At 71.2% G+C, this 20,016-nt stretch carries 24 protein-coding genes; 13 read left to right on the top strand and 11 right to left on the bottom strand.

The annotated features are described in order from the left end of the window. The first annotated feature begins 191 nt into the window (after window positions 1–191). Together VFV89_RS12530 and VFV89_RS12525 are read left to right on the top strand one after the other, a co-directional pair. Window positions 192–617, top strand: a complete 426-nt coding sequence (locus VFV89_RS12530; protein ID WP_329706279.1) for a PRC-barrel domain-containing protein — start codon at window positions 192–194, stop codon at window positions 615–617. A 6-nt stretch (window positions 618–623) separates the two neighbouring features. After that, window positions 624–1,712 carry a hypothetical protein gene (locus tag VFV89_RS12525; RefSeq protein WP_329706278.1) on the top strand — a complete coding sequence of 363 codons (1,089 nt, stop codon included), beginning with the start codon at window positions 624–626 and terminating at the stop codon, window positions 1,710–1,712. 46 nt (window positions 1,713–1,758) lie between these two features. On the opposite strand, the gene VFV89_RS12520 is transcribed toward VFV89_RS12525, so the two are convergent. Beyond that, entirely contained in the window at window positions 1,759–2,379 is a 621-nt protein-coding gene (locus tag VFV89_RS12520) for a M15 family metallopeptidase (protein WP_329706277.1), read from the bottom strand. 88 nt (window positions 2,380–2,467) lie between these two features. Between VFV89_RS12520 and VFV89_RS12515 the strand changes: the two genes are divergently transcribed. Continuing rightward, window positions 2,468–3,175, top strand: coding sequence for a response regulator transcription factor (locus tag VFV89_RS12515; RefSeq protein WP_329706276.1), 708 nt, complete (start codon window positions 2,468–2,470; stop codon window positions 3,173–3,175). Further along, window positions 3,168–4,256, top strand: coding sequence for a HAMP domain-containing sensor histidine kinase (locus VFV89_RS12510; RefSeq protein ID WP_329706275.1), 1,089 nt, complete (start codon window positions 3,168–3,170; stop codon window positions 4,254–4,256). Before VFV89_RS12515 ends, VFV89_RS12510 begins: the two co-directional genes overlap by 8 nt. Before the next feature lie 5 nt (window positions 4,257–4,261). Here VFV89_RS12510 and VFV89_RS12505 read toward each other — a convergent pair whose 3' ends face one another. From VFV89_RS12505 to VFV89_RS12495, 3 genes are all read right to left on the bottom strand, one after another. Continuing rightward, entirely contained in the window at window positions 4,262–5,341 is a 1,080-nt protein-coding gene (locus VFV89_RS12505) for a glycosyl hydrolase family 8 (RefSeq protein ID WP_329706274.1), read from the bottom strand. Beyond that, window positions 5,338–7,674 carry a glycosyltransferase gene (locus VFV89_RS12500; RefSeq protein ID WP_329706273.1) on the bottom strand — a complete coding sequence of 779 codons (2,337 nt, stop codon included), beginning with the start codon at window positions 7,672–7,674 and terminating at the stop codon, window positions 5,338–5,340. The genes VFV89_RS12505 and VFV89_RS12500 overlap by 4 nt, the downstream gene beginning before the upstream one ends. A gap of 109 nt (window positions 7,675–7,783) precedes the next feature. Then, a complete protein-coding gene (locus tag VFV89_RS12495; RefSeq protein ID WP_329706272.1) occupies window positions 7,784–8,554 on the bottom strand; it encodes an IclR family transcriptional regulator in 771 nt (256 codons plus the stop codon). 78 nt (window positions 8,555–8,632) lie between these two features. Here VFV89_RS12495 and VFV89_RS12490 point away from each other — a divergent pair, with 78 nt between their 5' ends. Both VFV89_RS12490 and VFV89_RS12485 read left to right on the top strand, forming a co-directional pair. Continuing rightward, a complete protein-coding gene (locus tag VFV89_RS12490; RefSeq protein ID WP_329706271.1) occupies window positions 8,633–9,016 on the top strand; it encodes a metal-sulfur cluster assembly factor in 384 nt (127 codons plus the stop codon). Beyond that, window positions 9,013–10,011 (top strand): amidohydrolase family protein, encoded by a 999-nt coding sequence (locus tag VFV89_RS12485; RefSeq protein WP_329706270.1) that lies wholly within the window; start codon window positions 9,013–9,015, stop codon window positions 10,009–10,011. The genes VFV89_RS12490 and VFV89_RS12485 overlap by 4 nt, the downstream gene beginning before the upstream one ends. 270 nt (window positions 10,012–10,281) lie before the next feature. Here the strand turns inward: VFV89_RS12485 and VFV89_RS12480 are convergent, their stop codons facing one another. From VFV89_RS12480 to VFV89_RS12470, 3 genes are read right to left on the bottom strand one after another with little or no spacing between them, the layout of a single operon-like run. Then, window positions 10,282–11,607 carry an APC family permease gene (locus VFV89_RS12480; RefSeq protein WP_329706269.1) on the bottom strand — a complete coding sequence of 442 codons (1,326 nt, stop codon included), beginning with the start codon at window positions 11,605–11,607 and terminating at the stop codon, window positions 10,282–10,284. 56 nt (window positions 11,608–11,663) lie between these two features. After that, window positions 11,664–12,242 carry a hypothetical protein gene (locus tag VFV89_RS12475; RefSeq protein ID WP_329706268.1) on the bottom strand — a complete coding sequence of 193 codons (579 nt, stop codon included), beginning with the start codon at window positions 12,240–12,242 and terminating at the stop codon, window positions 11,664–11,666. Continuing rightward, window positions 12,239–13,186, bottom strand: a complete 948-nt coding sequence (locus tag VFV89_RS12470) for a hypothetical protein (protein ID WP_329706267.1) — start codon at window positions 13,184–13,186, stop codon at window positions 12,239–12,241. The genes VFV89_RS12475 and VFV89_RS12470 overlap by 4 nt, the downstream gene beginning before the upstream one ends. A 294-nt stretch (window positions 13,187–13,480) precedes the next feature. On the opposite strand from VFV89_RS12470, the gene VFV89_RS12465 reads away from it, so the two are divergent. Together VFV89_RS12465 and VFV89_RS12460 are read left to right on the top strand one after the other, a co-directional pair. Next, window positions 13,481–13,660 carry a hypothetical protein gene (locus tag VFV89_RS12465; protein WP_329706266.1) on the top strand — a complete coding sequence of 60 codons (180 nt, stop codon included), beginning with the start codon at window positions 13,481–13,483 and terminating at the stop codon, window positions 13,658–13,660. 59 nt (window positions 13,661–13,719) lie between these two features. Next, window positions 13,720–14,160 carry a hypothetical protein gene (locus VFV89_RS12460; RefSeq protein WP_329706265.1) on the top strand — a complete coding sequence of 147 codons (441 nt, stop codon included), beginning with the start codon at window positions 13,720–13,722 and terminating at the stop codon, window positions 14,158–14,160. Window positions 14,161–14,359: 199 nt separating this feature from the next. On the opposite strand, the gene VFV89_RS12455 is transcribed toward VFV89_RS12460, so the two are convergent. After that, window positions 14,360–14,806 carry an HNH endonuclease gene (locus VFV89_RS12455; protein ID WP_329706264.1) on the bottom strand — a complete coding sequence of 149 codons (447 nt, stop codon included), beginning with the start codon at window positions 14,804–14,806 and terminating at the stop codon, window positions 14,360–14,362. Between the two features lie 434 nt (window positions 14,807–15,240). Here VFV89_RS12455 and VFV89_RS12450 point away from each other — a divergent pair, with 434 nt between their 5' ends. Continuing rightward, the gene (locus VFV89_RS12450) at window positions 15,241–16,275 is read left to right on the top strand and encodes an acyl-CoA desaturase (protein WP_329706263.1); all 1,035 of its coding nucleotides are present in this window, start codon (window positions 15,241–15,243) and stop codon (window positions 16,273–16,275) included. On the opposite strand, the gene VFV89_RS12445 is transcribed toward VFV89_RS12450, so the two are convergent. Then, the gene (locus tag VFV89_RS12445; RefSeq protein WP_329706262.1) at window positions 16,272–16,628 is read right to left on the bottom strand and encodes a hypothetical protein; all 357 of its coding nucleotides are present in this window, start codon (window positions 16,626–16,628) and stop codon (window positions 16,272–16,274) included. The genes VFV89_RS12450 and VFV89_RS12445 overlap by 4 nt on opposite strands. A gap of 122 nt (window positions 16,629–16,750) precedes the next feature. On the opposite strand from VFV89_RS12445, the gene VFV89_RS12440 reads away from it, so the two are divergent. Further along, complete coding sequence (locus VFV89_RS12440; RefSeq protein WP_329706261.1) at window positions 16,751–17,194, top strand: MerR family transcriptional regulator; 444 nt, start codon at window positions 16,751–16,753, stop codon at window positions 17,192–17,194. A gap of 39 nt (window positions 17,195–17,233) precedes the next feature. Continuing rightward, window positions 17,234–17,767 (top strand): pyridoxamine 5'-phosphate oxidase family protein, encoded by a 534-nt coding sequence (locus VFV89_RS12435; protein ID WP_329706260.1) that lies wholly within the window; start codon window positions 17,234–17,236, stop codon window positions 17,765–17,767. On the opposite strand, the gene VFV89_RS12430 is transcribed toward VFV89_RS12435, so the two are convergent. Then, on the bottom strand, window positions 17,760–18,065 hold the full coding sequence (locus VFV89_RS12430) for an AzlD domain-containing protein (protein WP_329706259.1): 306 nt from the start codon (window positions 18,063–18,065) through the stop codon (window positions 17,760–17,762). The two genes, VFV89_RS12435 and VFV89_RS12430, sit on opposite strands and share 8 nt — an antisense overlap. After that, entirely contained in the window at window positions 18,062–18,712 is a 651-nt protein-coding gene (locus VFV89_RS12425) for an AzlC family ABC transporter permease (RefSeq protein ID WP_329706258.1), read from the bottom strand. Before VFV89_RS12425 ends, VFV89_RS12430 begins: the two co-directional genes overlap by 4 nt. A 64-nt stretch (window positions 18,713–18,776) precedes the next feature. Here VFV89_RS12425 and VFV89_RS12420 point away from each other — a divergent pair, with 64 nt between their 5' ends. Together VFV89_RS12420 and VFV89_RS12415 are read left to right on the top strand one after the other, a co-directional pair. Continuing rightward, entirely contained in the window at window positions 18,777–19,796 is a 1,020-nt protein-coding gene (locus VFV89_RS12420) for an LLM class flavin-dependent oxidoreductase (RefSeq protein WP_329706257.1), read from the top strand. A 39-nt stretch (window positions 19,797–19,835) separates the two neighbouring features. Beyond that, window positions 19,836–20,016: hypothetical protein (locus tag VFV89_RS12415; RefSeq protein WP_329706256.1), on the top strand; the 181-nt coding region annotated here is incomplete at its 3' end.

The following is a 20,016-nucleotide window of genomic DNA, read 5'->3' as shown; positions in this document are numbered from 1 at the left end:
TGTCCTGCCGCCAAGGGAATGTTCGCATCGCCGCCATTGCGCTTGCGCCCCATGACACAAGCCCCGACGCGGCGTACCGTTGCCGCCGCTGAGAATCAGCCGTATCGGCCACGGGATTGCCGCCACATCGTCCCGCGAGACAGTCGCGTCTTTGCCGAAGTTGCTCCGAACGCTCCGCAGAAGGAACCTCCATGACGACCCCCGCCACCATCCACAGATTGAGCGACACCGGCAGCACGATCACGCCGGCCGCCAATGACATCCGCGGCCGCGCCGTCAAGGACAAGGACGGTGAAACGATCGGGAAGGTGCACGACCTACTCATCGACGATGAGGAGCGCAAGGTTCGTTTCCTGCTCGTCGAGCACCATGGGTTCCTCGGCTTCGGACATTCCAGTTCCTTCATCCCCGTCGACGCCATCACCGAGATCGGGGAGCACGAGGTAGTCATCAGTCACAGCCGGGAACACGTCGCCGCTGCGCCGACCTACGACCCGGAGCTGATCGCTGACACCAAGTTCCACGGCAGGATCTACAGCCACTACGGCTGCAACCCCTTCTGGGACGACGGCTACCTCTACCCGGCGAATCTCCCCACGATGTTGGCTCCTCACTGAGAGGTGGTGGACGACCAGCTGCAGGATGGCTCGGCCACCGGGAGCGAGGAGACGTCCCGGTGGCGGAGACCGACATGGCTGCTGGCCGCGGGGCTCGTCGCCGTGGTCCTGGTCGTCGTGGTGGTCGTCGTGGTCCGACAGCTCGGGGATGAGCACGAGTGCAACGGCACCGCGGGGCTGTGCGACCTCCGGCTCGACCAGGTCGCGCTGGCGACCACGCACAACTCGATGAACGCCGCGGCGGACGGCTTCGACGAGCCCAGCCAGGAGAGCGGGATGGAACAGCAGCTCGCGGACGGCGTACGCGGGTTCCTCATCGACGCCTTCCTCGGGTCGGTCCGGCCACTGGGCGACGACGACGTCGTCTACACCGACCTGCCCCGGCGCGAGCTCGCCAGGGCCCTGAGCCTCCTCGGGCCGGAGGCGGCGGAGCGAGCGCAGATGCTCCGTCAGAGGATCGGGCCGCCGGCCGCGACCGCCCCGCGCGAGGTCTACCTGTGCCACCGCCTCTGCGAGCTCGGCGCCGTGCCGTTCAGCGACGTCGTCGCGACGCTGCGCCGGTTCCTCGAGACACACCCGAGCGACGTGCTGGTGATCGTCGTCCAGGACGAGCTGCCCGCCGAGGACCTGGTGCCGGTGCTCACCGACGGGGGGCTCGAGCCCTACCTCGCCACCATCGACCCCACGCAGCCGATGCCGACGCTGGGGTCGATGGTCGACTCGGGTCGCCGGGTGCTGATCGGCCTCGAGAACGGCGACCTCGGTCCGCAGATCCCCAACGTGTACGACGACGGGCTGCTCCAGGAGGTGCCCTACGACTACGCCTCCCCGGAGGAGCTGGAGAGCCCCGACTCGTGCCGTCCGAACCGCGGCCAGCCCGATGCGCCGCTGTTCGCCCTCAACCACTGGGTCACCCCACCGTCGGAGGAGGCGGCGGCCGAGGTGAACTCCGTGGAGTTCCTGCAGAACCGGGTGGACCGCTGTGCGCAGGAGCGCGGGCAGCCGGTCAACCTCGTGGCAGTCGACTTCTACGAGACCGGCGACCTGATGGGCGTGGTCAACGAGCTCAACCGCCGGGCTCCCGACAGCGGCTGACCGCGAGCGGGGGTCAGGGCCGGGCGAGCACGTCGGAAGGTCTCGATCACCGCATTCGTGGATCGTGGGTGGGATCGGCGTATCTCCGTGGGCAGCCGTGGTCGACGGCGTCGGGCCGCAGCTCGTAGTGCCAGGGCTCGTCGTCGTAGACCTGGCACAGCCCGTACGCCGCGCCGAACCTCGACAGCCACGCCGTGGCCTCGGTGGGGCCGAGGTCGACGGCGTCCCCCGAGACGTGGGCAGAGGTGGTGGGGGTCGCGACCCATCGGGCGGCCTCCGCAGCCGAGCCGTACTTCGACACCGCCTCCCGGAGCAGCTGGTCCTGGTACTCGGGTGAACGCCAGCCACTGTTGACCTCGAGCTCCACGCCGTCCCGGGCGGCATCCGTCGCGGCCCGCTGGAGCGCCGCGAGCAGGCCGGGATCGAGCCTGGCGACGGCGGGCACCTGGTCGTCGAAGACCGTCGTGCCGTCGGGGACGACACCGTCGGCCGCGCTGACCGGACCGTGGTGTCCTCCGCGCGGGACCTCGCCGTACGACGTGGCCGAGGAGGACGACGACTGGTGGGCGACGACTGCGATGGCGACCGTGACGAGCAGGGCCAGGACGCCGATGGCGAGCCTCGAAGGCCGTGAGGCTCCCAGCCGACCCGGTGCTGCATGGTCCATGCCGTCGAGTGAAGGCACCGCGGTGTTGCCGGAGCGTCTGCGGTTCTGGATATGCCGGCGAAATGTCCCCGCTCGTACCATCGACGCGATGCGCGTGCTGATCGTCGAGGACGAGCCCTACATGGCAGAGGCCATCCGCGACGGGCTCCGGCTGGAAGCCATAGCCGCGGACATCGCCGATGACGGCGACGCCGCGCTCGAGCTGCTCGGCGTCAACGCCTACGACATCGCCGTCCTCGACCGCGACATCCCGGGGCCTTCCGGCGACGAGGTCGCGCAGCGCATCGTCGCCTCCGGCAGCGGCATGCCGATCCTCATGCTCACCGCCGCCGACCGGCTCGACGACAAGGCCACCGGGTTCGAGCTCGGTGCCGACGACTACCTCACCAAGCCCTTCGAGCTCAAGGAGCTCGTCCTCAGGCTCCGGGCGCTGGACCGCAGGCGCGCCCACCACCGGCCGCCGGTGCGCGAGATCGCCGGGTTGCGGGTCGACCCGTTCCGCCGCGAGGTCTACCGCGACGGCCGCTACGTCGCGCTCACCCGCAAGCAGTTCGCCGTGCTCGAGGTCCTCGTCGGCGCCGAGGGTGGCGTCGTCAGCGCCGAGCAGCTCCTGGAACGGGCGTGGGACGAGAACGCCGACCCGTTCACCAACGCCGTGCGCATCACCGTGTCGGCCCTTCGCAAGCGGCTCGGCGAGCCCTGGCTGATCGCCACGGTGCCCGGAGTCGGCTATCGCATCGACACGGGACCTGTCGCCGGATCGGACGCTGCCGGCGGGGGAGACGGGCGTGGCTAGGGCGCCGGGGCCGAGCGTCCGGCTCAAGCTCACCCTCAGCTACGCCGGCTTCCTCATGGTTGCGGGCACCGGGCTGCTCGCGACCGTGTGGGTGTTCCTCCTTCGCTATGTGCCCGATCATTCGGCGTTCGGCCCGGGCCCGTTCAGCCCTACCCGCTCCGACCTCGTGGACGCCTTCGCGCCGAAGGCGGCGCTCATGCTCGCCTTCCTGCTGGTCTTCGGCCTCGTCGGCGGGTGGATCCTGGCCGGCGCGATGCTGGCGCCGTTGGCCCGGATCACCGACGCCACCCGGCTGGCCGCGGGCGGGTCGCTCTCGCACCGGATCCGGCTGGAGGGCCCCAACGACGAGTTCCGCGAGCTCGCCGACGCCTTCGACTCGATGATCGCGCGGCTCGAGGCGCTCGTCGACGAGCAGCGGAGGTTCGCAGCCAACGCCTCCCACGAGCTGCGTACGCCGCTGGCGATCACGCAGACGCTGCTCGACGTCGCCCGCCACGACCCGGACCGGGACACCGGCGAGCTCCTCGATCGGCTCCACTACATCAACACGCGGGCGATCGACCTCACCGAGGCACTGCTCCTGCTCAGCCGCGTCGACCAGCGGTCGTTCGTCGGGGAGTACGTCGACCTGTCCCTCATGGCCGAGGAGTCCACCGAGACGCTCCTCGCCCTGGCGGAGGAGCGCGGTGTCACCATCGAGACCTGCGGCGACGCGGCCCCCACCATCGGCTCGCACGCACTCCTGCAGCAGCTGACGACGAACCTCGTGCACAACGCGGTCGTGCACAACGTGGCGGGCGAGGGGAGCGTCTGGGTCACGACCAGGGCGCACCCCGGGAGCGTCGAGCTCACCGTGGAGAACACCGGCGAGAGGCTGTCCCCACAGCTGGTCAGCACGCTCGTCGAGCCGTTCCAGCGCGGCACCGGACGCGTCCGCAGCGACCACGCGGGCGTCGGTCTCGGCCTCGCCATCGCCAGGAGCATCACCGCCGCGCACGACGGGACCCTCACGCTCACGCCCCGGCCTGACGGCGGGCTGAGAGTCACGGTCCGGCTGCCGGCCGCGCCCGCGCCCGAGTGACGGGGTCACTCGCAGGCGAGCCCCCGCCACTGCGGCAGCCCCACGACGAGGGCCAGCCAGGCGTCGCCGTAGTAGCCAGGGGTGCCTTGCGCCGCCTCGGCGGCGCCGCGGAACAGGTCCTGCGCGCCCGCCGTGTCCCCGGCTGCCTCGGCGGCTGCCGCGGCCGCGAGGAGGGCGACCGGCTGGGGGTTCGGGTCCCGCACCTCCCCGTCGGTCCCGAGGGCCTGGGCGTTGGAGCGCTCGTCCTGCTGGAGGACCGACCACCATCGGGCGGCCAGGTCGCGCGCGTCCTGCGTGCACGCGTGCGCGAACCACAGGGGTACGCGTTGGGCGTCGGGACCGTACTGTGCGGCGCCTGCGCTGCCCGACGCGTCGGCCACGGGCACGAGTCGCGAGCCCTCGAGCCGGGCCCAGTCGGGCGGCAGCAGCCGGCCGTCGTCGGTGACCTGGCCGACCAGCGCGACCGAGGAGTCCGCCAGCTCTGACCACGTGTCGTCGCCGGTGATCCGGGCGAGCTCCTCGAACTCGCTCGGCATCAGGTACGACGGGTTGACGATGCCGGTCGAGACGGCCCAGGGGCCGGCAGCCAGCACCGGCCTCCCGTCCGCGTCGGTCAGGACCTCGTGCTCAAGCACCGCCCGGGCGAGCGCCAGGCCGTCGTCGTGGAGGCTGTCGCCGTCCGGCCCGTCGTAGGTCAGGAGCGCGAAGGCGGTGAGGACGTCGGCGTCCGCAGCGGGATCGGCGCCGACGACCGTGCCGTCCTGCGATGCGTGGAAGGAGAGCAGCCCGTCGTCGCGGCCGAGGTGCTCCTTGGTCCACGTCCAGATCGTCGGCACGAGCTCGTCGCGGTCGTCCAGCTCGGCGACGAGCATGGCGTAGGCCTGCCCCTCGCTCACGATGTCGTTGCCCTGGTCACGCCGCAGGACCCGACCGTCGGCGATCACGTAGGTGTCGAGGAAGTGGTCGGCAGCTGTGCCGGACGACGAGGACGGGGAGTCCTCCGACCCTCGGGAGGCTCCTGGGTCGTCGCTCGCGCAGGCGGCGAGCAGCGCCAGCACCAGGGCGCCCACCACCTCATGTCTCACGGCGTGGGCGAAGCAGCCGTTGCGGCCGGTGCGGTCGAGGCCGGAGCAGCAGCACTGGACGTCGGTGCGCTGGAGGGGGACGCGCTGGTGGGCGGCGCGCTCGAGGTCGGCGCGCTCGAGGTCGGCGCGCTCGACGTGGGTGGGCTCGAGGTGGCGGGGCTCGAGCTCGGTGCGCTGGAGGTCGGTGCGCTGGAGCTCGGTGCGCCCGACGAGGGTGCGCCCGAGGTGGGACCGGGCGTCGGCCCCTCGGACGGGCCGTTCGAGGGGCCCTGGCTCGGCTGGTTGGACGGGGACGCCGGGCCGCGGTCATGCGTGGCTTCCTGGTGGGGCCGCAGCTGCGGAGGGGACACCTCGTGGCTCCCGGTCCCCAAGAGGGCGAACACGCCCGCGACCAGCGCTCCCACCAGGACGACGCCGGTCCCGGTCGCCGTGGCGGAGCGGGAGAAGTAGCTCCGCCGGGCCTCCGTCGCGCGCCGCCGTGCCATCTCCGGCGGGAGCGCGGCCCGCTGCGCGAGCAGGCTGTGCCACGGCGCGGCGGCGTAGGCGACGGTGGGGACGACGAGCAGGGCGGCCGTGAGCGCACCGGAGAAGGTCGTCACGTGGACCAGGCCGATCCCGATGCCCACCAAGCCGAGCAGCGCGAGCACGACCTCGGCCTTGTTGGCGGTCAGCGCCCGCCAGACGCTCGTCTCCTCGGTCGTCTTCGGGGTCCGCAGGAACTCGGCCTTCTTGGCGAACAACGCCTGGACCGATGCGCGCGCGACGACGAGCGAGGTCGACTGCCAGATGAGGAAGGCCCCGACGGCGTCGTGCCACGACGCGCCGGTGCCCCGGCGGATCAGCGCGACCGCGCGAACGAACCCGAGCACCACCAGGAGCGGGATCGCGGCCAGGAGGAACGCCGAGAGCTTGCGGAAGAGCAGGCCGCCGCCGAGCGCGATGTTGAGGGCGCCGCCCAGCAGGAAGAAGAAGAACACCAGGCCGAGCAGGTCGCCGTACCACTGCAGCGCGCCCGACAGGTAGGCCCAGCGCTGCCCGCCGGTGAGCCGGTTGTCCTTGCCCTTCTTGCCGCCGAGCACGCCGGGCAGCATCGAGCGCCAGTGCACCCGCAGGATCTGGATGCCGCCGAAGCACCAGCGGAAGCGCTGCCCCTTCAGTGCCTCGAAGGTCAGCGGCATCACGCCGTGCCCGAAGGAGGTGTCCACGTGGAGGCCCGACCACCCGTCGCGCAGCAGCCGCAGGGACAGCTCTGCGTCCTCGGTGATGCACCACTCGTCCCAGCCGCCGACGCTCTCCAGGGCCGACCGCCGGATCAGCCCCATGGTGCCGGCGAAGATCGCGCCGTCCCTCTCGTTGCGAGACGGCTGGGAGACGGAGAAGAAGTACTTGTAGGAGTAGTAGAGGCGCCGGTGGAACGTGGCGAACTCCCAGTCCCGGTAGTCCTGCGGTGACTGGACGAAGCCGAGATCCGGGTCGGCGAACAAAGGCGCGCAGCGGCTGAGGAAGTCCGGGCTGATCTGGTAGTCGGAGTCGACGATGCCGATCACCTCGGCCCGCGGGTCGGTCAGCTCACGCAGCGCGTAGTTGAGCGCCCCCGACTTGTAGCCGGGCCAGTCCTCCAGGTGCGCGAAGGTCACGCCGTGCTCGGCGCACCACTGCTCGACCGGGCGCCACAGCGCCTCGTCCGTCGTGTTGTCGTCGATGGCCACGACCTCGAAGGCGGGGTACTCGATCGCGAGCAGCGACTGCAGCGTCTCGATCACCATCTCGGGAGGTTCTTCGTGCGCGGGGACGTGGAAGCTGACGAACGGCTGCGCCTGCGGTATGGCGCCCGTCTCCATCCCCGTCCGGCTCCTGCGCCGCCAGTGCTCGCTGCCCAGCGCGTCGCACAGCTCCCAGAGATAGGCGGCACCCAGCAGCCCGGCGAAGACCTCCAGCACCCAGAGGAGCAGTGCACCCAGCAGGCCGGCCCAGCCCAGCGGGCTCTGGAACGTCCAGTTCAGCATGAACGCCAGGTAGACGACGTAGAGCAAGGTGTTGCTCGCCCAGCAGAGGTGGGCGCGGGCGTTCCACCGGCGGGTAAGCGGGAGCCAGGCCAGGCTGGCGACCACCGTCCCCACGAAGGCGGCGTTGGCGGCGGACTGATCCTCGGTCAGGAACAGTGCTGCGGCCCAGGACGAGGCCGCGAGGATCGCGGTGCCGACCACGGCGAAGAACAGCCGTCGGCTCCAGGGCAGCGCCCGGCCGGTCGAGCGCCGTACGGACACGCCGAACAGCGCGATCGTGGAGAGGACAGCAGCCGTCAGCGCGCCCACCAGTAGCGCGGGCAGCACGAACCCCCCTCTCACCCGTCCCCGTCACGCGATGCACGTGGCAGTACCCCGCGGACCGACGGGTCATGCACCCCTGTTGATCAGTGCATCGTTGATCAGTCCTCGTTGATCAGTGCATCCCCAGGTCGGTGGCGGCGAGCACCACCTCCTCCGCGATCCGCTCGGGAACGGCCTCCTCGGCGATCGCGACGACGACGGCCCACGCCGGCTCGTCGCTGCCGCGGCGCGGCACCAGCGCGGCGGTGCAGGACACGCCGTCGCGGAACTCGCCGTGCTCACTCACCGGTGCGTCGGCACGAACCCACCCCAGCTCGGTCTCGAGCTGCTCTGGATCGGTGCAGGTCCGGCTGGTGAAGGGGCGCAGCTCGTGGGTGGCGAGGAAGCGGTGGCGCTCTCTTGGGGACATCGCGAGCAGCAGCGCCTTGCCCAGCGCCGTCGCGTGTGCGGAGACGTCGAGCCCCACCTCGAACTCCTCGAGGTACGGCGAGCCGGCGGCCTCGGCCACCTCGACCACGGTGACCCGCTCGTCCTGCAGGAGGCCGAGGTAGGAGCTCAGCCCGACCCGGTCGGAGAGCTGGCGCAGCACCGTTGCGGCCGCCGGCGGTCGCTCCAGGGAGGTGAGGAGGTCGTGGAACCGGCGCGCCACGGCCTCGCCGATGACGTAGGTCCCGTTGGGGAGCCGGACCAGGTAGCCCTCGTAGGCCAGCGTGCGCACGAGGTGGTAGCTGGTCGAGATGTTCAGGTCGCACTTGCGGGCGATCGCCTTCACAGGGAGACCGGGCTCGCGCCCGACCACCTCCAGCACGCGGACGGCGCGGCCCACGCTCTGCACGAAGTCGTCGGGTCGATCGTCGTGCGGAACCTCCCGCCCGGGCTCCATGCCGGCCATCGTAGGCCGTTTCACCATGCGAAATCTGGGGGTGTTTCCGGCCGCCCGGCCCGGGTCGAGACTGGCGAGGTGATCGACCCATCGGTCCGTGAGGTGCTCAGCGACGTCTACGACCCGTGCTGCCGCGACAAGGGGATCTCGGTGGTGGACATGGGGCTGCTGCACCGCGCCGAGATCGACGACGGGGCGGCCCGGGTCGAGCTGATGCTCACCTCGGGGTGGTGCCCGTTCGCGGCGGCGGTCCTGGGCGACATCGAGACGGCCGTCCGCACGCTGCCGGGAGTCGAGACCGCGACCGTCGAGCTGGTGTGGCACGAGGCGTGGTCGCCCGAGCGGCTCTCCGAGAGTGCCCGCGCCAAGCTGCGCTTCCTCCCCGACCCCGCCACGGTGGCCGACCCCGCGGCGTACGCCGCTTCCATCTCTTCACCACGTCCACGAAGGAGCTCTCGATGATCGGTGACGCGCTGGTGTTCGACGGGGTCGCGCACCCCTTCAACTTCGAGGCAGACAACGCCCGTGGCCCGGCCGGGCAGATGTTCTCCAACCATCTCTACGCATTCCACACGGTGCTCACCCCGCAGGGGCTGCCCCTGATGTCGGCGGAGGAGTTCCTGCACAAGTGGAGCGTCGAGGAGATCCACGAGATGGTCTTCAACAACTCCGACACCGACATGCTCGTGGCGATGCCGCTGCCGCTCACCGACCTCTACAAGGACGGGCTCTCGCCGTGGACCGAGTGCGCGAAGCTCGCCCAGCTCGACCCCGACCGCACGGTCATGTGGGGGACCGTCAACCCGCTGGAGGGCAAGGCCGCGCTCGACGACGTGACCAGGCAGGTCGAGGAGTACGGCGCCCGGGCGTTCAAGTTCTACAACGTGCGCTACGAGGACGGCGGCCAGGTGCCATGGCGCATGGACGACCCGCGGGTCGCGTTCCCGGTCTTCGAGAGGATCCAGGAGCTCGGCGTGAACCTGATCGGCGTCCACAAGGGCGTGCCGCTCGGCCCGCAGATGATCGAGCACACCCAGACCTGGGACATGGACGGCGCGGCCGGCGCCTTCCCCGACATCAACTTCGTGATCTACCACGTCGGCCTGCCGTTCATCGACGAGACCTGCTGGCAGCTGATCCGCTACCCGAACCTCTACGCCTCGCTCGCCGCCTCGATCAACTTCGTGGTCCGCGCCCCCAGGCTGTTCGCCGAGCTGCTCGGCAAGCTGCTCTTCTGGTGCGGCGAGGACAAGATCGTCTACGGCAGCGAGGCGCCGATCTGGCAGCCGCAGTGGGCACTGGAAGCGTTCTGGAACTTCGAGCTGCCGCAGGACCTCGTCGACGGCTACGGCTACCCGCAGCTGACCGAGCAGGCCAAGCGGAAGATCCTCGGCGAGAACCTGCTGCGCCTGCACGGCATGGACGTCGAGCAGACCCGGGCCCGGCTCGCCGGCTGAGCACGCCCCGGCAAGGCACGGCCCCGGTTGGGCCGCACTCACTTTGGCTCCTCTGGCACGCGGGACCGGACAAGTCTCGGGCGGTGTGACCAGAGACCGCGCGCGTACTTCAACCTCGACTGGATCACGCTGTTGGTGACGTTCTTGATCGCCGTGGTCGGTGCGATCTACTTCCTCGCGGCGCGGCCCGACCGCGGCGTACGCCACCACCTGCACGACGAGCTGGAGAAGAGCGGCGCCGAGCGACACGGGTGAGCTCTGCTGTCGCGGTCACATCCTGGCGGCGTGGCCCGACTGTCCCGTGCGGTCGCGTCGGTTCTTCCAGCTCAGGTCGATCACGACGCTGAGCACGACGATGACGACCATGGCGACGAGCGTGCCGGGCTCGTTGACCAGCGTGGTCACCGTGAACGAGGCCAGGACCACCACGGTGCAGAGGTCGGCCACGATGAGCAGCCATGCCTGGGCGCCGGTCTCGTGGCGGATCCGGAAGTGCCCGGCCGTCACGAGGGTGAAGACGATCAGGGCGACGGCGCTGCCGATGGAGGCGATGGCGTTGAGGTCGAAGAAGACGGCGAGGACGATGGCCGCGACCGCCGTGACGAGGATGCCGACGGGCGCCTTGCCCCCGACGCGGCGGCCCATCACCGGTGGGAACTGCCCGGCCGCCGTCATCTCCTCGCAGAGCCCCGCCGCGGGGTAGAGCCCGGAGTTGGTGGCACCCGCGGTGGCGAAGAGCGCGGTGACGCTCATCAGCCAGTAGCCCGCGGAGCCGAGCACGGGCTCGGCGGCGACGGCCAGTGCGGTGCCGCCGGAGTCGACCACCTCCTTGACCGTGAGGGTCCCGAACACGCCGATCGCGACCGCGACGTAGACGATGCTGGCGATCGCGAGAGCGAGGTAGACCGCGCGGGGAAGCTCGCGCTCCGGGTCCGCGAGGTCCTTCGCGGTGAAGGTGATGACGCCGAAGCCGAGGAAGGCGAAGAACGTGAGCGCGACGCTGGAGACGATGTCGCCGAACGAGGGATAGCCGGAGAACGCCAGCAGGTCGGGGTTGAGGTTGCTCAGGGTGGCGACGGCGAAGACGGTCAGGATGCCCACCACGACGACCACGACGACCGTCTGGGCCCGGGCGACGGTCTGGGACCCCAGGATGTTGAGCGCCGCCATCACCACGATGACCAGGACGGCGAACGGCTTGACCCAGTCGTCGTTGTCGGCCACCGCCGCGCTCGCGTAGCTGCCGAACGACGCCGCCACCATCGCGGTGATGATGGCGTTGACCGCGAACAGCATCCACGCGATCACGCCGGTGAAGTGCCCCTGGCCCCAGCCGCGCACGACGTACTCGAGGAACCCGCCTGCCGACGGGAAGCGGGCGCCGAGCTTGGCGAAGGAGTAGCCCTGGAGCGCGGCGACGAGTCCGGCCAGCAGGAACGAGATCCACACCGCCGAGCCGGCGACCTCACCCGCGGCGCCGAGGAGGGCGAAGATGCCGGCGCCCACCATCGCCCCGACGCCGATGAACGACGCCTGGCGGATCGAGAGGGTCCGCGCGGGTGAATCGGGGTGCTCCGCCACGACCGGAGTCTGCATCGGTCCCACCTGACCGCGGCTCGCCCGCGGCGGGTGAGGCGCTCGTCGCCCGCGGCTCAGCCGCTGGGGCTGGTCGCGAGCTCCTGGCAGGCCGGGGCGTCCTGGAACGCCTTCTCCAGCTCGTCGGCCCCCTGCAGCCCGCGGATTCCGTCGACCGTGGTGCTGATGTCGGCGAGCATGGTGGCGATCGCGGTGGTGACGGTGGAGACCTGGGCCAGCAGCCCCTGGACGCTGCCGGCGGCCTGGTCGGTGGCGTCGGTGATGACGGCCCGCTGCTCCTCGAGCCGACCGGAGAGCGACGACAGCTGGGCCTGTGCTTGATCGCCGGCCTCGGTGTCCGGCGTGCCGAGCTTGCCGAGGTTGGTCACCAGGGTCTCGGTCGCGCCGGCGAGGTCGTCGAGGGCACCGCGCAGCGCGTCGGCGTCGAGGTTGGTGGTGTCGGTCAGGGCGGCCTGCGCGTCGCCGACCGCGTCCAGCCAGTTCGAGGCGGTGGCGCAGACACTGCTCGCCCAGGCCTCGGTCTTCGTCGGCTGGTCCGCGTCGTCATCGGACGAGCCGCACGCCGCGGTCAGGGCCCACGTGATGGCTATGCAGGCGAAGAGTGCCGGCCGGCGGTTGAGCGAGGTCGTCGTCATGGTTGTCCTCCCGGGTCGGGTGCGAGCGCGGACTCCAGCCGCGCGATCGCGTCGTCGACGTCCTGCGGCCAGGTCTCCCGCGGTACGCCGGAGGTGGTCGCCTCCATCCGCGACCGGGCGTCGCGCACGGCGTCCCTCAGCCTGCTTGCCCGGCCGCCGTCCGTCCCCTGCTTCGCCGACGACGCCAGCACCGTCAGCTGGTCCTCGGCCTCGACGACGCGGGGCCGCGCCACCTGCCAGCCTCCTGCGACCTGGTCGAGCGAACCGGTGTCGCGCAGCTGCGGCAGCAGCTCGCGGGCCAGCCAGGCCACCTCGGCCTCCGCCGCCCCGAGCCGTGCCTGCCACGTGCGGCGCCGGGCGGAGCGTGCGAGGAGGACCCAGGCGAGGACCCCGGCTGCCGCGACCACGGCGGCGAGCAGCCACCAGACCCAGCTCGGCGCACCTTCATCGCCTGACTCGTCCGCGGCGGACTCCTCCTCGTGGTCGGCCGACTCGGTCGCCGTGGGCGTCGAGGTCGGCTCCTCGGTGGCCGGCTCGGTGGCTGGCACGGTGGCCGGCTCGGTGGCCGGCTCGGTGGCCGGCTCGGTGGCCGGCTCGGTGGGCTCCTCGGTGGGCTCCTCGGTGGGCGCCGTCGTCGGCTCCGGTGACGGCTCGTCGGTGGGCTGCTGGGTGGGCCGATCGCTCGGCTCCTGGGTCGACGACGCGGTCGGCTCCTGGGTCGTCGGCTCCTCGGTCGGCTCCTGGGTCGTCGGCTGCCCGGTCGGCTGCCCGGTGGACTCCTCGGTGCGGGTGGGGGTCCGCGTCGGGGTCGGCAGCGTCCGGGTCGGCGAGATCGACGGAAGGCGCGTGGGCAGGCTCCCGCCACCGCCGCCGTCGTCCCCGCAGCCGGCACCCAGCCCCAGCAGGGCGCACACGAGGCCGGCGACTGCGACGCGTGCCGCCATCGGTGCACCTCCGGTCCGGGACCTCGCCGATGCTCGTGGCTGGAAGGCCGCCTGCCCTCACCACGTGCGGGTGATTCGAGCCTCCCGGCATCACTCAGGGTGGGAGGCCGGGCCAGACGCACAGCGTCGGAAGAACCCTCCCCCGACGCTGTCAGCGCTGTCGTGTCCAACCATGGCGCTGACCGCTCTTGTGCGCACTCTCTCACCGGTCGCAGGTGGTCAGGTCTCGTGACTCATGACTCTGTCTGATGGCCGCTCTCAACGCGATGCTGGACCTGACTGAAGGAGTCTGCGATGGACCGCTGGGAGTACACGACCGCCGATCTCACGAAGGTGGAGAAGGACATCGGTGAACTGAACAGGCTGGGTGCCGAAGGCTGGGAAGCAGTCGGAATGGTGTCGACCTGGGGAGCAGGGGGCTTCCGATTCGTGCACCCCATCGCTCTGCTCAAGCGCCGCGTGGCGGCCAGCTGACCAAAGACCTGGCCGCGGGGGCGGAGCCCGTCCGCCACCGATCCTGCGAGGATGACACGGTGGACGCGGCAGCGGTCAAGTACGTGATCACGTCGCCGCTGTCACTCGCCAGGATCATGTGGTGGTACGGCGAGGACGGCCTCTGGACTCCAGTGCTCCTCCTCGAACCGGCCGTGGTGGCCGATCTCGCGCCGCGCTTCGCCGAGCTCCGCGGTGCTCCCGGGGTGCTTGAGCTGCTGTGGCCAGGAGCGCCACTGGCGGACGCTCACCTGGTGCTTGGCACCATCGAGCACCTCGAGGGCCGACCTCGGCCGGCGGCGCGCCGGCATCGACGCGGTGGACCGATGCCGGAGCAGCTCCATGTCAACGAGGACGAGCGGTGGCACGATCCGGCCCTGGCCGAGGTGTTCCGGCTGGTCCGGGAGCGCACGGGGTCGCCGCACGAAGAGCCGGAGCCCTGGCAGCTGCCGAGGCTGCGCGGACGGTATGCCTCAGGCTGAGGCATACCGCTGACGGGAGGCCGCCCCCGCCCGCCGTCGCGCCGCGTCAGGCGAGGCGGTGCACTGGCCGGCGATCGCCATTCGGGCACGCTGGCGGCGTTGGCGTCGCTCGATGGGCGGCCAAGCACGTCGTCGCTCCGCCGCCTTGCCATCGCAGCCGCTCGCGACGCCGCGAATCGGTGGATCCAGGCTGTCTCAGTCAGAGCGCGGCGAGCTTGGCGCGGGTCGGTGCGTACGGCGTCACGTGCAGCCGCATCCCCGCCTCGGCCGGCGTGCGGTTGGCCTTGCGGTGGTTGCACCCCGCGCACGCGGCCACGGTGTTCAGCCACTCCGACCCACCGCCGCGACTCACCGGCAGCACGTGGTCGACGGTCGTGCCGCGACGGCCGCAGTAGGCACAGGTCCGACGGTCGCGCGCGAGCACGCCCGAGCGCGACCAGCCCGCGGGGCGGTGCAGCCAGTGCGCGGCGACGTACCGCACGAGCCGGATCACCCGCGGCCACGGGTGCGGGCCGATCATCCGGTCGCCGTGCTGCTCCTCGACAAGCGCGACCTCGCGGAACAACATCCGCACTGCGTGCTTGAAGGTCACCTTGCCGAGCGGCTCATAGGAGGCGTTCAGCAGGGCTACTTGTTGAGCAGACACCGCCGACACCTCCTTCTTGTCATATGGCGAACGGCATCGGTTGAGCCAGGCCCGGGCAGGCGCGGCCCGACTCGCGGGCCACGACGTGGCTCGCGACGGCGCACCGGTATCGCCTGGTCACGGGCACAGCGTACGGCGCGGACCCGCGACCCAGTAGAGGTTTTCACCGCGGGTCGCCCACGTTGACTCGTGAGTTCCGCCGGTTGATTCGTGAGTTCCGCCGGTTGATTCGGGAGTTCCGCCGCTCCACTCCGGACTTATGCCCTCGGCGATTCCCCGGACTCAACCGGCGGAGATCCGGAATCAACCGGCGGAGGTCCGGAGTCAACCGGCAGAAGTCCGGAATCAACGTCGTGCGGAGTGGTGCTAGCCCCACCACGGTCCGGGACCTGGCACTCCTGAACCCGGGCCGTCGCGCCGGTTGGCTGGACAACATGACGACGACCACGACCGAGCGGCCCGTCACCGGGACCGGCAGCGACTTCGCGGAGCTCAACCGGAGGATCAACCGGGCCGGTCTGCTGCGGAAGCGGCCGGGCTACTACGCCGTGCGGATCGGCCTGGTCGCGGCGGCGTACGCCGGAGGCTGGACCGCCTTCGTGCTGGTCGGCGCCTCGTGGTGGACGCTGGCGGTCGCGGTCCTCCTTGCCGTGGTCTTCGCCCAGGTCGCGCTGGTCGCCCACGACCTCGCCCATCGGCAGGTGTTCCGGACCAGGCGGCCCAGCGAGCGAGCCGGGCTGCTGGCCGGCAACCTGGGCATCGGCATGTCCTACGGCTACTGGATGGTCAAGCACACCCGGCACCACGCCAACCCCAACCACGACGACCTCGACCCCGACGTCGGCCCCGGCGTGCTGGTGTGGAGCCGGGAGGCGGCCCGGGGGAAGGGTCTCCTCACCAGGCGCCAGGCGTGGTTCTGGATCCCGCTGCTCACCCTCCTCGGGATCTCGCTCAAGAAGGACAGTGTCGCCGCGCTCCTCGACGGGACGGTGAAGCGGCGCCGGCTCGAGGGTGGGTTGCTGGCCGCGCACGCCGTGCTCTACCTGGGTGCGGTGTTCACCGTGCTCAACCCGCTGCAGGCGATCGCGTTCGTCGTTGTGCACCAGGCGCTGTTCGGTGTCTACCTCGGGCTCACCTTCGCGCCCAACCACAAGGGGATGCCGCACCCGAACGGCACCGAGGACTTCCTGCGCAAGCAGGTGCTGACCTCGCGCAACGTCCGCGGCGGCTGGCTGGTCGACGCGGCGCTCGGTGGGCTGAACCACCAGATCGAGCACCACCTGTTCCCGGCCATGCCGACGCCCAACCTCCGCAGGGCCCAGCCCATCGTCCGCGCGTACTGCGCCGAGCTCGGCGTCCCCTACGAGGTCGCCGGGCTCCGGGACTCCTACGTCCAGGCGTTCCGGCACCTGCACGACGTCGGCGCCGAGCTGCGGCAACAGACACGGAGCTCCAAGATCTCCACCTAGATCGCCACGGTGTTGATGCCCGGGGCCTCGTCCGCGCGGGTGAACTCGACGAACTCGGTGTCCTCGTCGAGGTGTGCGTTGTGGCCCGGTCGGATGTAGTAGGCGTCGCCTGCCGCGATGACCTCGACCTCGCCGTCGGTGTAGCGCATCGTGGCCCGGCCCTTGACGCAGTAGCCCCAGTGCGGCTCCTGGCACGCACCGTCGGGCAGCCCGGCGAACCACTCGGCGGTGTCCAGCCCTGCGTTCCAGCGCTCGAGGGCGATCGTCATCCCGCCGGCCTCGGCACGGTGCTGGCGGCCCGCCCCGGCGATGTCGACGGCGAGCTCGGTGTTGTCTCGGGTGAAGCTGCCCATGGTGTTCCTCCTGGTTCGGTGGCCGACGTCGCTCGGCCCGTGCAGCGGAACCTAGGAGCTGAACCCGGGTGCAAGGTCAAGACCTTGACCTTGCACCCGGGTGCAAGGTCTACGGTAGCCGCATGCGGATCTCCGAGCTCGCCGGATCCGCGGGAGTCCCGACTTCCACGGTGCGTTACTACGAGCGGGTCGGCCTGATGGGCGTCCCGGCCCGGACCGTGTCCGGCTATCGCGACTACGGCGCGGACGCGGCCGCCCGACTCCTCTTCATCACCCGCGCGCGGCGGATGGGCCTCAGCTGCGACCAGATCACCTCGCTGCTGCCCATCTGGGCCGGCACCAACTGTGGGGCGGCCCAGGACCGCGTCGGCCGGCTGATCGGTGAGAAGCAGGCCGAGATCGCCGAGCGGATCGCCGAGCTCGCGCAGTTCTCGGCGCAGCTCGACGCGGTCCGGATCGCGCTCGAGGCGGAGCCCCTGGCTGATGCCTGCCGAAGCGACCTGACCTGCTGCGTGCCGGAGTCTCAGGGCGGCGCTGTCGCCGTCGAGCTCGTCAGGAGGCCCTGACTGCAAGGGCCCGTCGGTGGCCGCGGCTAGACACGACGGATGCACTGGGCTGAGCTCGAAGAACGCCAACCACGTCTGGCCGCGAAGGCCCGGGAGCGGCTGATCGAGCCCGGGGTGCTCCTGGTCGTGAGCCTGCGGGCAGACGGCACTGCGCGGCTGAGCCCGGTCGAGCCCTACGTCCTCGAGGGGCGGCTGCTGCTCTCGATGCTCTGGCAGTCGCACAAGGCCCGTGACCTGCAGCGCGATCCCCGGGTCCTGGTCCACGGCATCGTGACGGGGCGCGAAGGTGACGAGGGAGAGCTCAAGCTGCGCGGGCGGGCGGTGGAGGTGAGCGACCTCGACCTGCACGCGCGGTATGCCACCGCGGTGACGGAGGACCTCGGCTGGAGCCCGGAGGTCGGACGCTTCCACCTGTTCGAGGTCGACGTCGAGCACCTCGCGTTCGTCCGGTACGACGCGGCGACCGGCGACCAGTACGTCACCACTTGGCCGCCGGGTGCCGAGTTCGTCCGGCGGGGGACGACCGCGACGACGGTCGGCCGACCCGAGCCGTACGCCGGCCTGCTCAGCTGACCGCGCGTAGCGCGGCGGTGACGACGACCGCCACGAGCACCGACAGCACGACAGACCTGCCACGCCACAGCAGCACACCTCCGACCAGTACGCCGATCGTGTCGGCGCCGACCCCGACGTGCTTCCCATCCGCCAGCGCGGTGGTGACCACGAGTGCAGCCAGCAGTGCGGGCGCCATCATCGCGACCACGCGCATGAATGCCGGGTGGGGGTCCCGGCCACCGAAGACCACCGGCCCAAGGGCCTTGAGGACGACGGTGGTCAGCGTGAGCCCGATGATCGTCCACCAGATCCTCATCGGCGCAGCCCCAGGAGTGCGGCCGCCGCGGCGGCCAGGATCGGCACCCCGGCGGGCGTGAACGGCACGAGGACGAGCGCGATCGCGGCACCGCAGATCGCCACGAGGCGGGAGCGGGGCCGGCGCAGCTCGTCGATCAGGATCCCGAGGAAGAACGTCGGGAAGATCGCGTCCAGCCCGAACCTCCCGGTGTCCCCGAGCAGGTCCCCGGCGTACGCACCGATCAGGGTGCCGACGAACCATGTGACGTACTGCGGAGCAGTCGTCCCGAACAGAAGGCCGCGATCGAAGCTGCCGTCCCCCCGGTTTGCCAGCGCCCACGACGCGTCGACCACTGCCTGGCCCTGGGCCGCCCGCCGGCCAGGCCCGCCGGGCAGCGAGGGCGCCAGGGCCATGCCCATCGCGAGGAAGCGGCCGTTCATCATCGTGCCCGCCGCGATGGCGGCGGCCGCGGAGCCGCCCGACGCGAGCACCGCCAGGGCGGCGAACTGGGCCGACCCGGCGAAGACGATCGCCGACATGACGATCGCCTGCAGCGCACTGAACCCGGCTTCGCGCGCCAGCACGCCGAAGGACATGGAGAGGACGAACCCGACCGCGGCGTATGGCATCCCCAGCCGGACCCCGGTCCGGAAGGAGTCGCGCACCGATCCAAACTAGGCGAGTGCGCCGACAAGGAATCCAGGGGACCGTCGTGACGTTGGTTGAAACATGAAGAAGATCGGCTTCCTGTCCTTCGGCCACTGGACCCCGTCACCCCAGTCGCAGACGCGCTCGGCGTCCGACGCGCTGCTGCAGTCGATCGAGCTGGCGGTGGCGACCGAGGAGCTCGGGGCGGACGGCGCCTACTTCCGGGTGCACCACTTCGCCCGGCAGCTGGCCTCGCCGTTCCCGCTGCTGGCGGCGGCGGGTGCTCGGACGTCACGGATCGAGCTCGGCACCGCCGTGATCGACATGCGCTACGAGAACCCGCTCTACATGGCCGAGGACGCCGGAGCGGCTGACCTGATCGCGGGCGGCCGGCTCCAGCTCGGCATCAGCCGGGGGTCACCGGAGCAGGTCGTCGACGGCTTCCGCTACTTCGGCCACGTGCCGGCCGAGGGCAGCGACGATGCCGAGATGGCCCGCGAGCACACGCGGGTCTTCCTCGAGGTGATCCAGGGCGAGGGCTTCGCCCAGCCGAACCCGCGGCCGATGTTCCCCAACCCGCCCGGGCTGTTGCGGATCGAGCCGCACTCGCCAGGGCTCCGCGACCGGATCTGGTGGGGGGCCGGCACCCGGAAGACGGCGGTGTGGACCGCCGAGCAGGGCATGAACCTGATGAGCTCGACGCTCCTCACCGAGGACACCGGCGTGCCGTTCCACCAGCTCCAGGCCGAGCAGATCCAGCGGTTCCGCGACGCCTGGAAGGCCGCCGGCCACGAGCGCGAGCCGCGCGTCTCGGTCAGCCGCAGCGTCTTCCCGATCGTCTCCGAGCAGGACCGCGCCTACTTCGGGCACGAGACGCACAGCCAGGACCAGGTCGGCTTCCTCGACGGCGGCAACGCCCGCTTCGGCAAGACGTACGCCGGCGAGCCGGAGCAGCTGGTCAAGGAGCTCGCCGACGACGAGGCCGTCGCCGCCGCGGACACGCTGCTGCTCACCGTGCCCAACCAGCTCGGCGTCGACTACAACGCGCACCTGCTCGACAGCGTCGTTCGGTACGTCGCGCCGGAGCTCGGCTGGCGCTGATCCGCGCACGCCGCGGCCGGTCTGGCTACCGTGGTGCGCGTGCGACCCCTGGCCTCCGCGCTGACGACGCTGGCGCTGCTGCTGGCGGCGTGCGCCGGCCCGGAGGGCGACCCCGAGGGCCTCGGGTCGCAGAAGCCGACGCCGCAGCCGTCGACGCGGACCGGTGAGCCGTCGGACACCGAGGAGCCGGAGGAGACCGAGCAGCCCGGGGAGTCGGACG

This window comes from Nocardioides sp., from assembly GCF_036274455.1.
Classification (GTDB): Bacteria; Actinomycetota; Actinomycetes; order Propionibacteriales; family Nocardioidaceae; genus Nocardioides.
The sequence above is the reverse complement of the archived record's forward strand: the minus strand, read 5'-3'. Positions and strand labels throughout refer to the sequence as shown.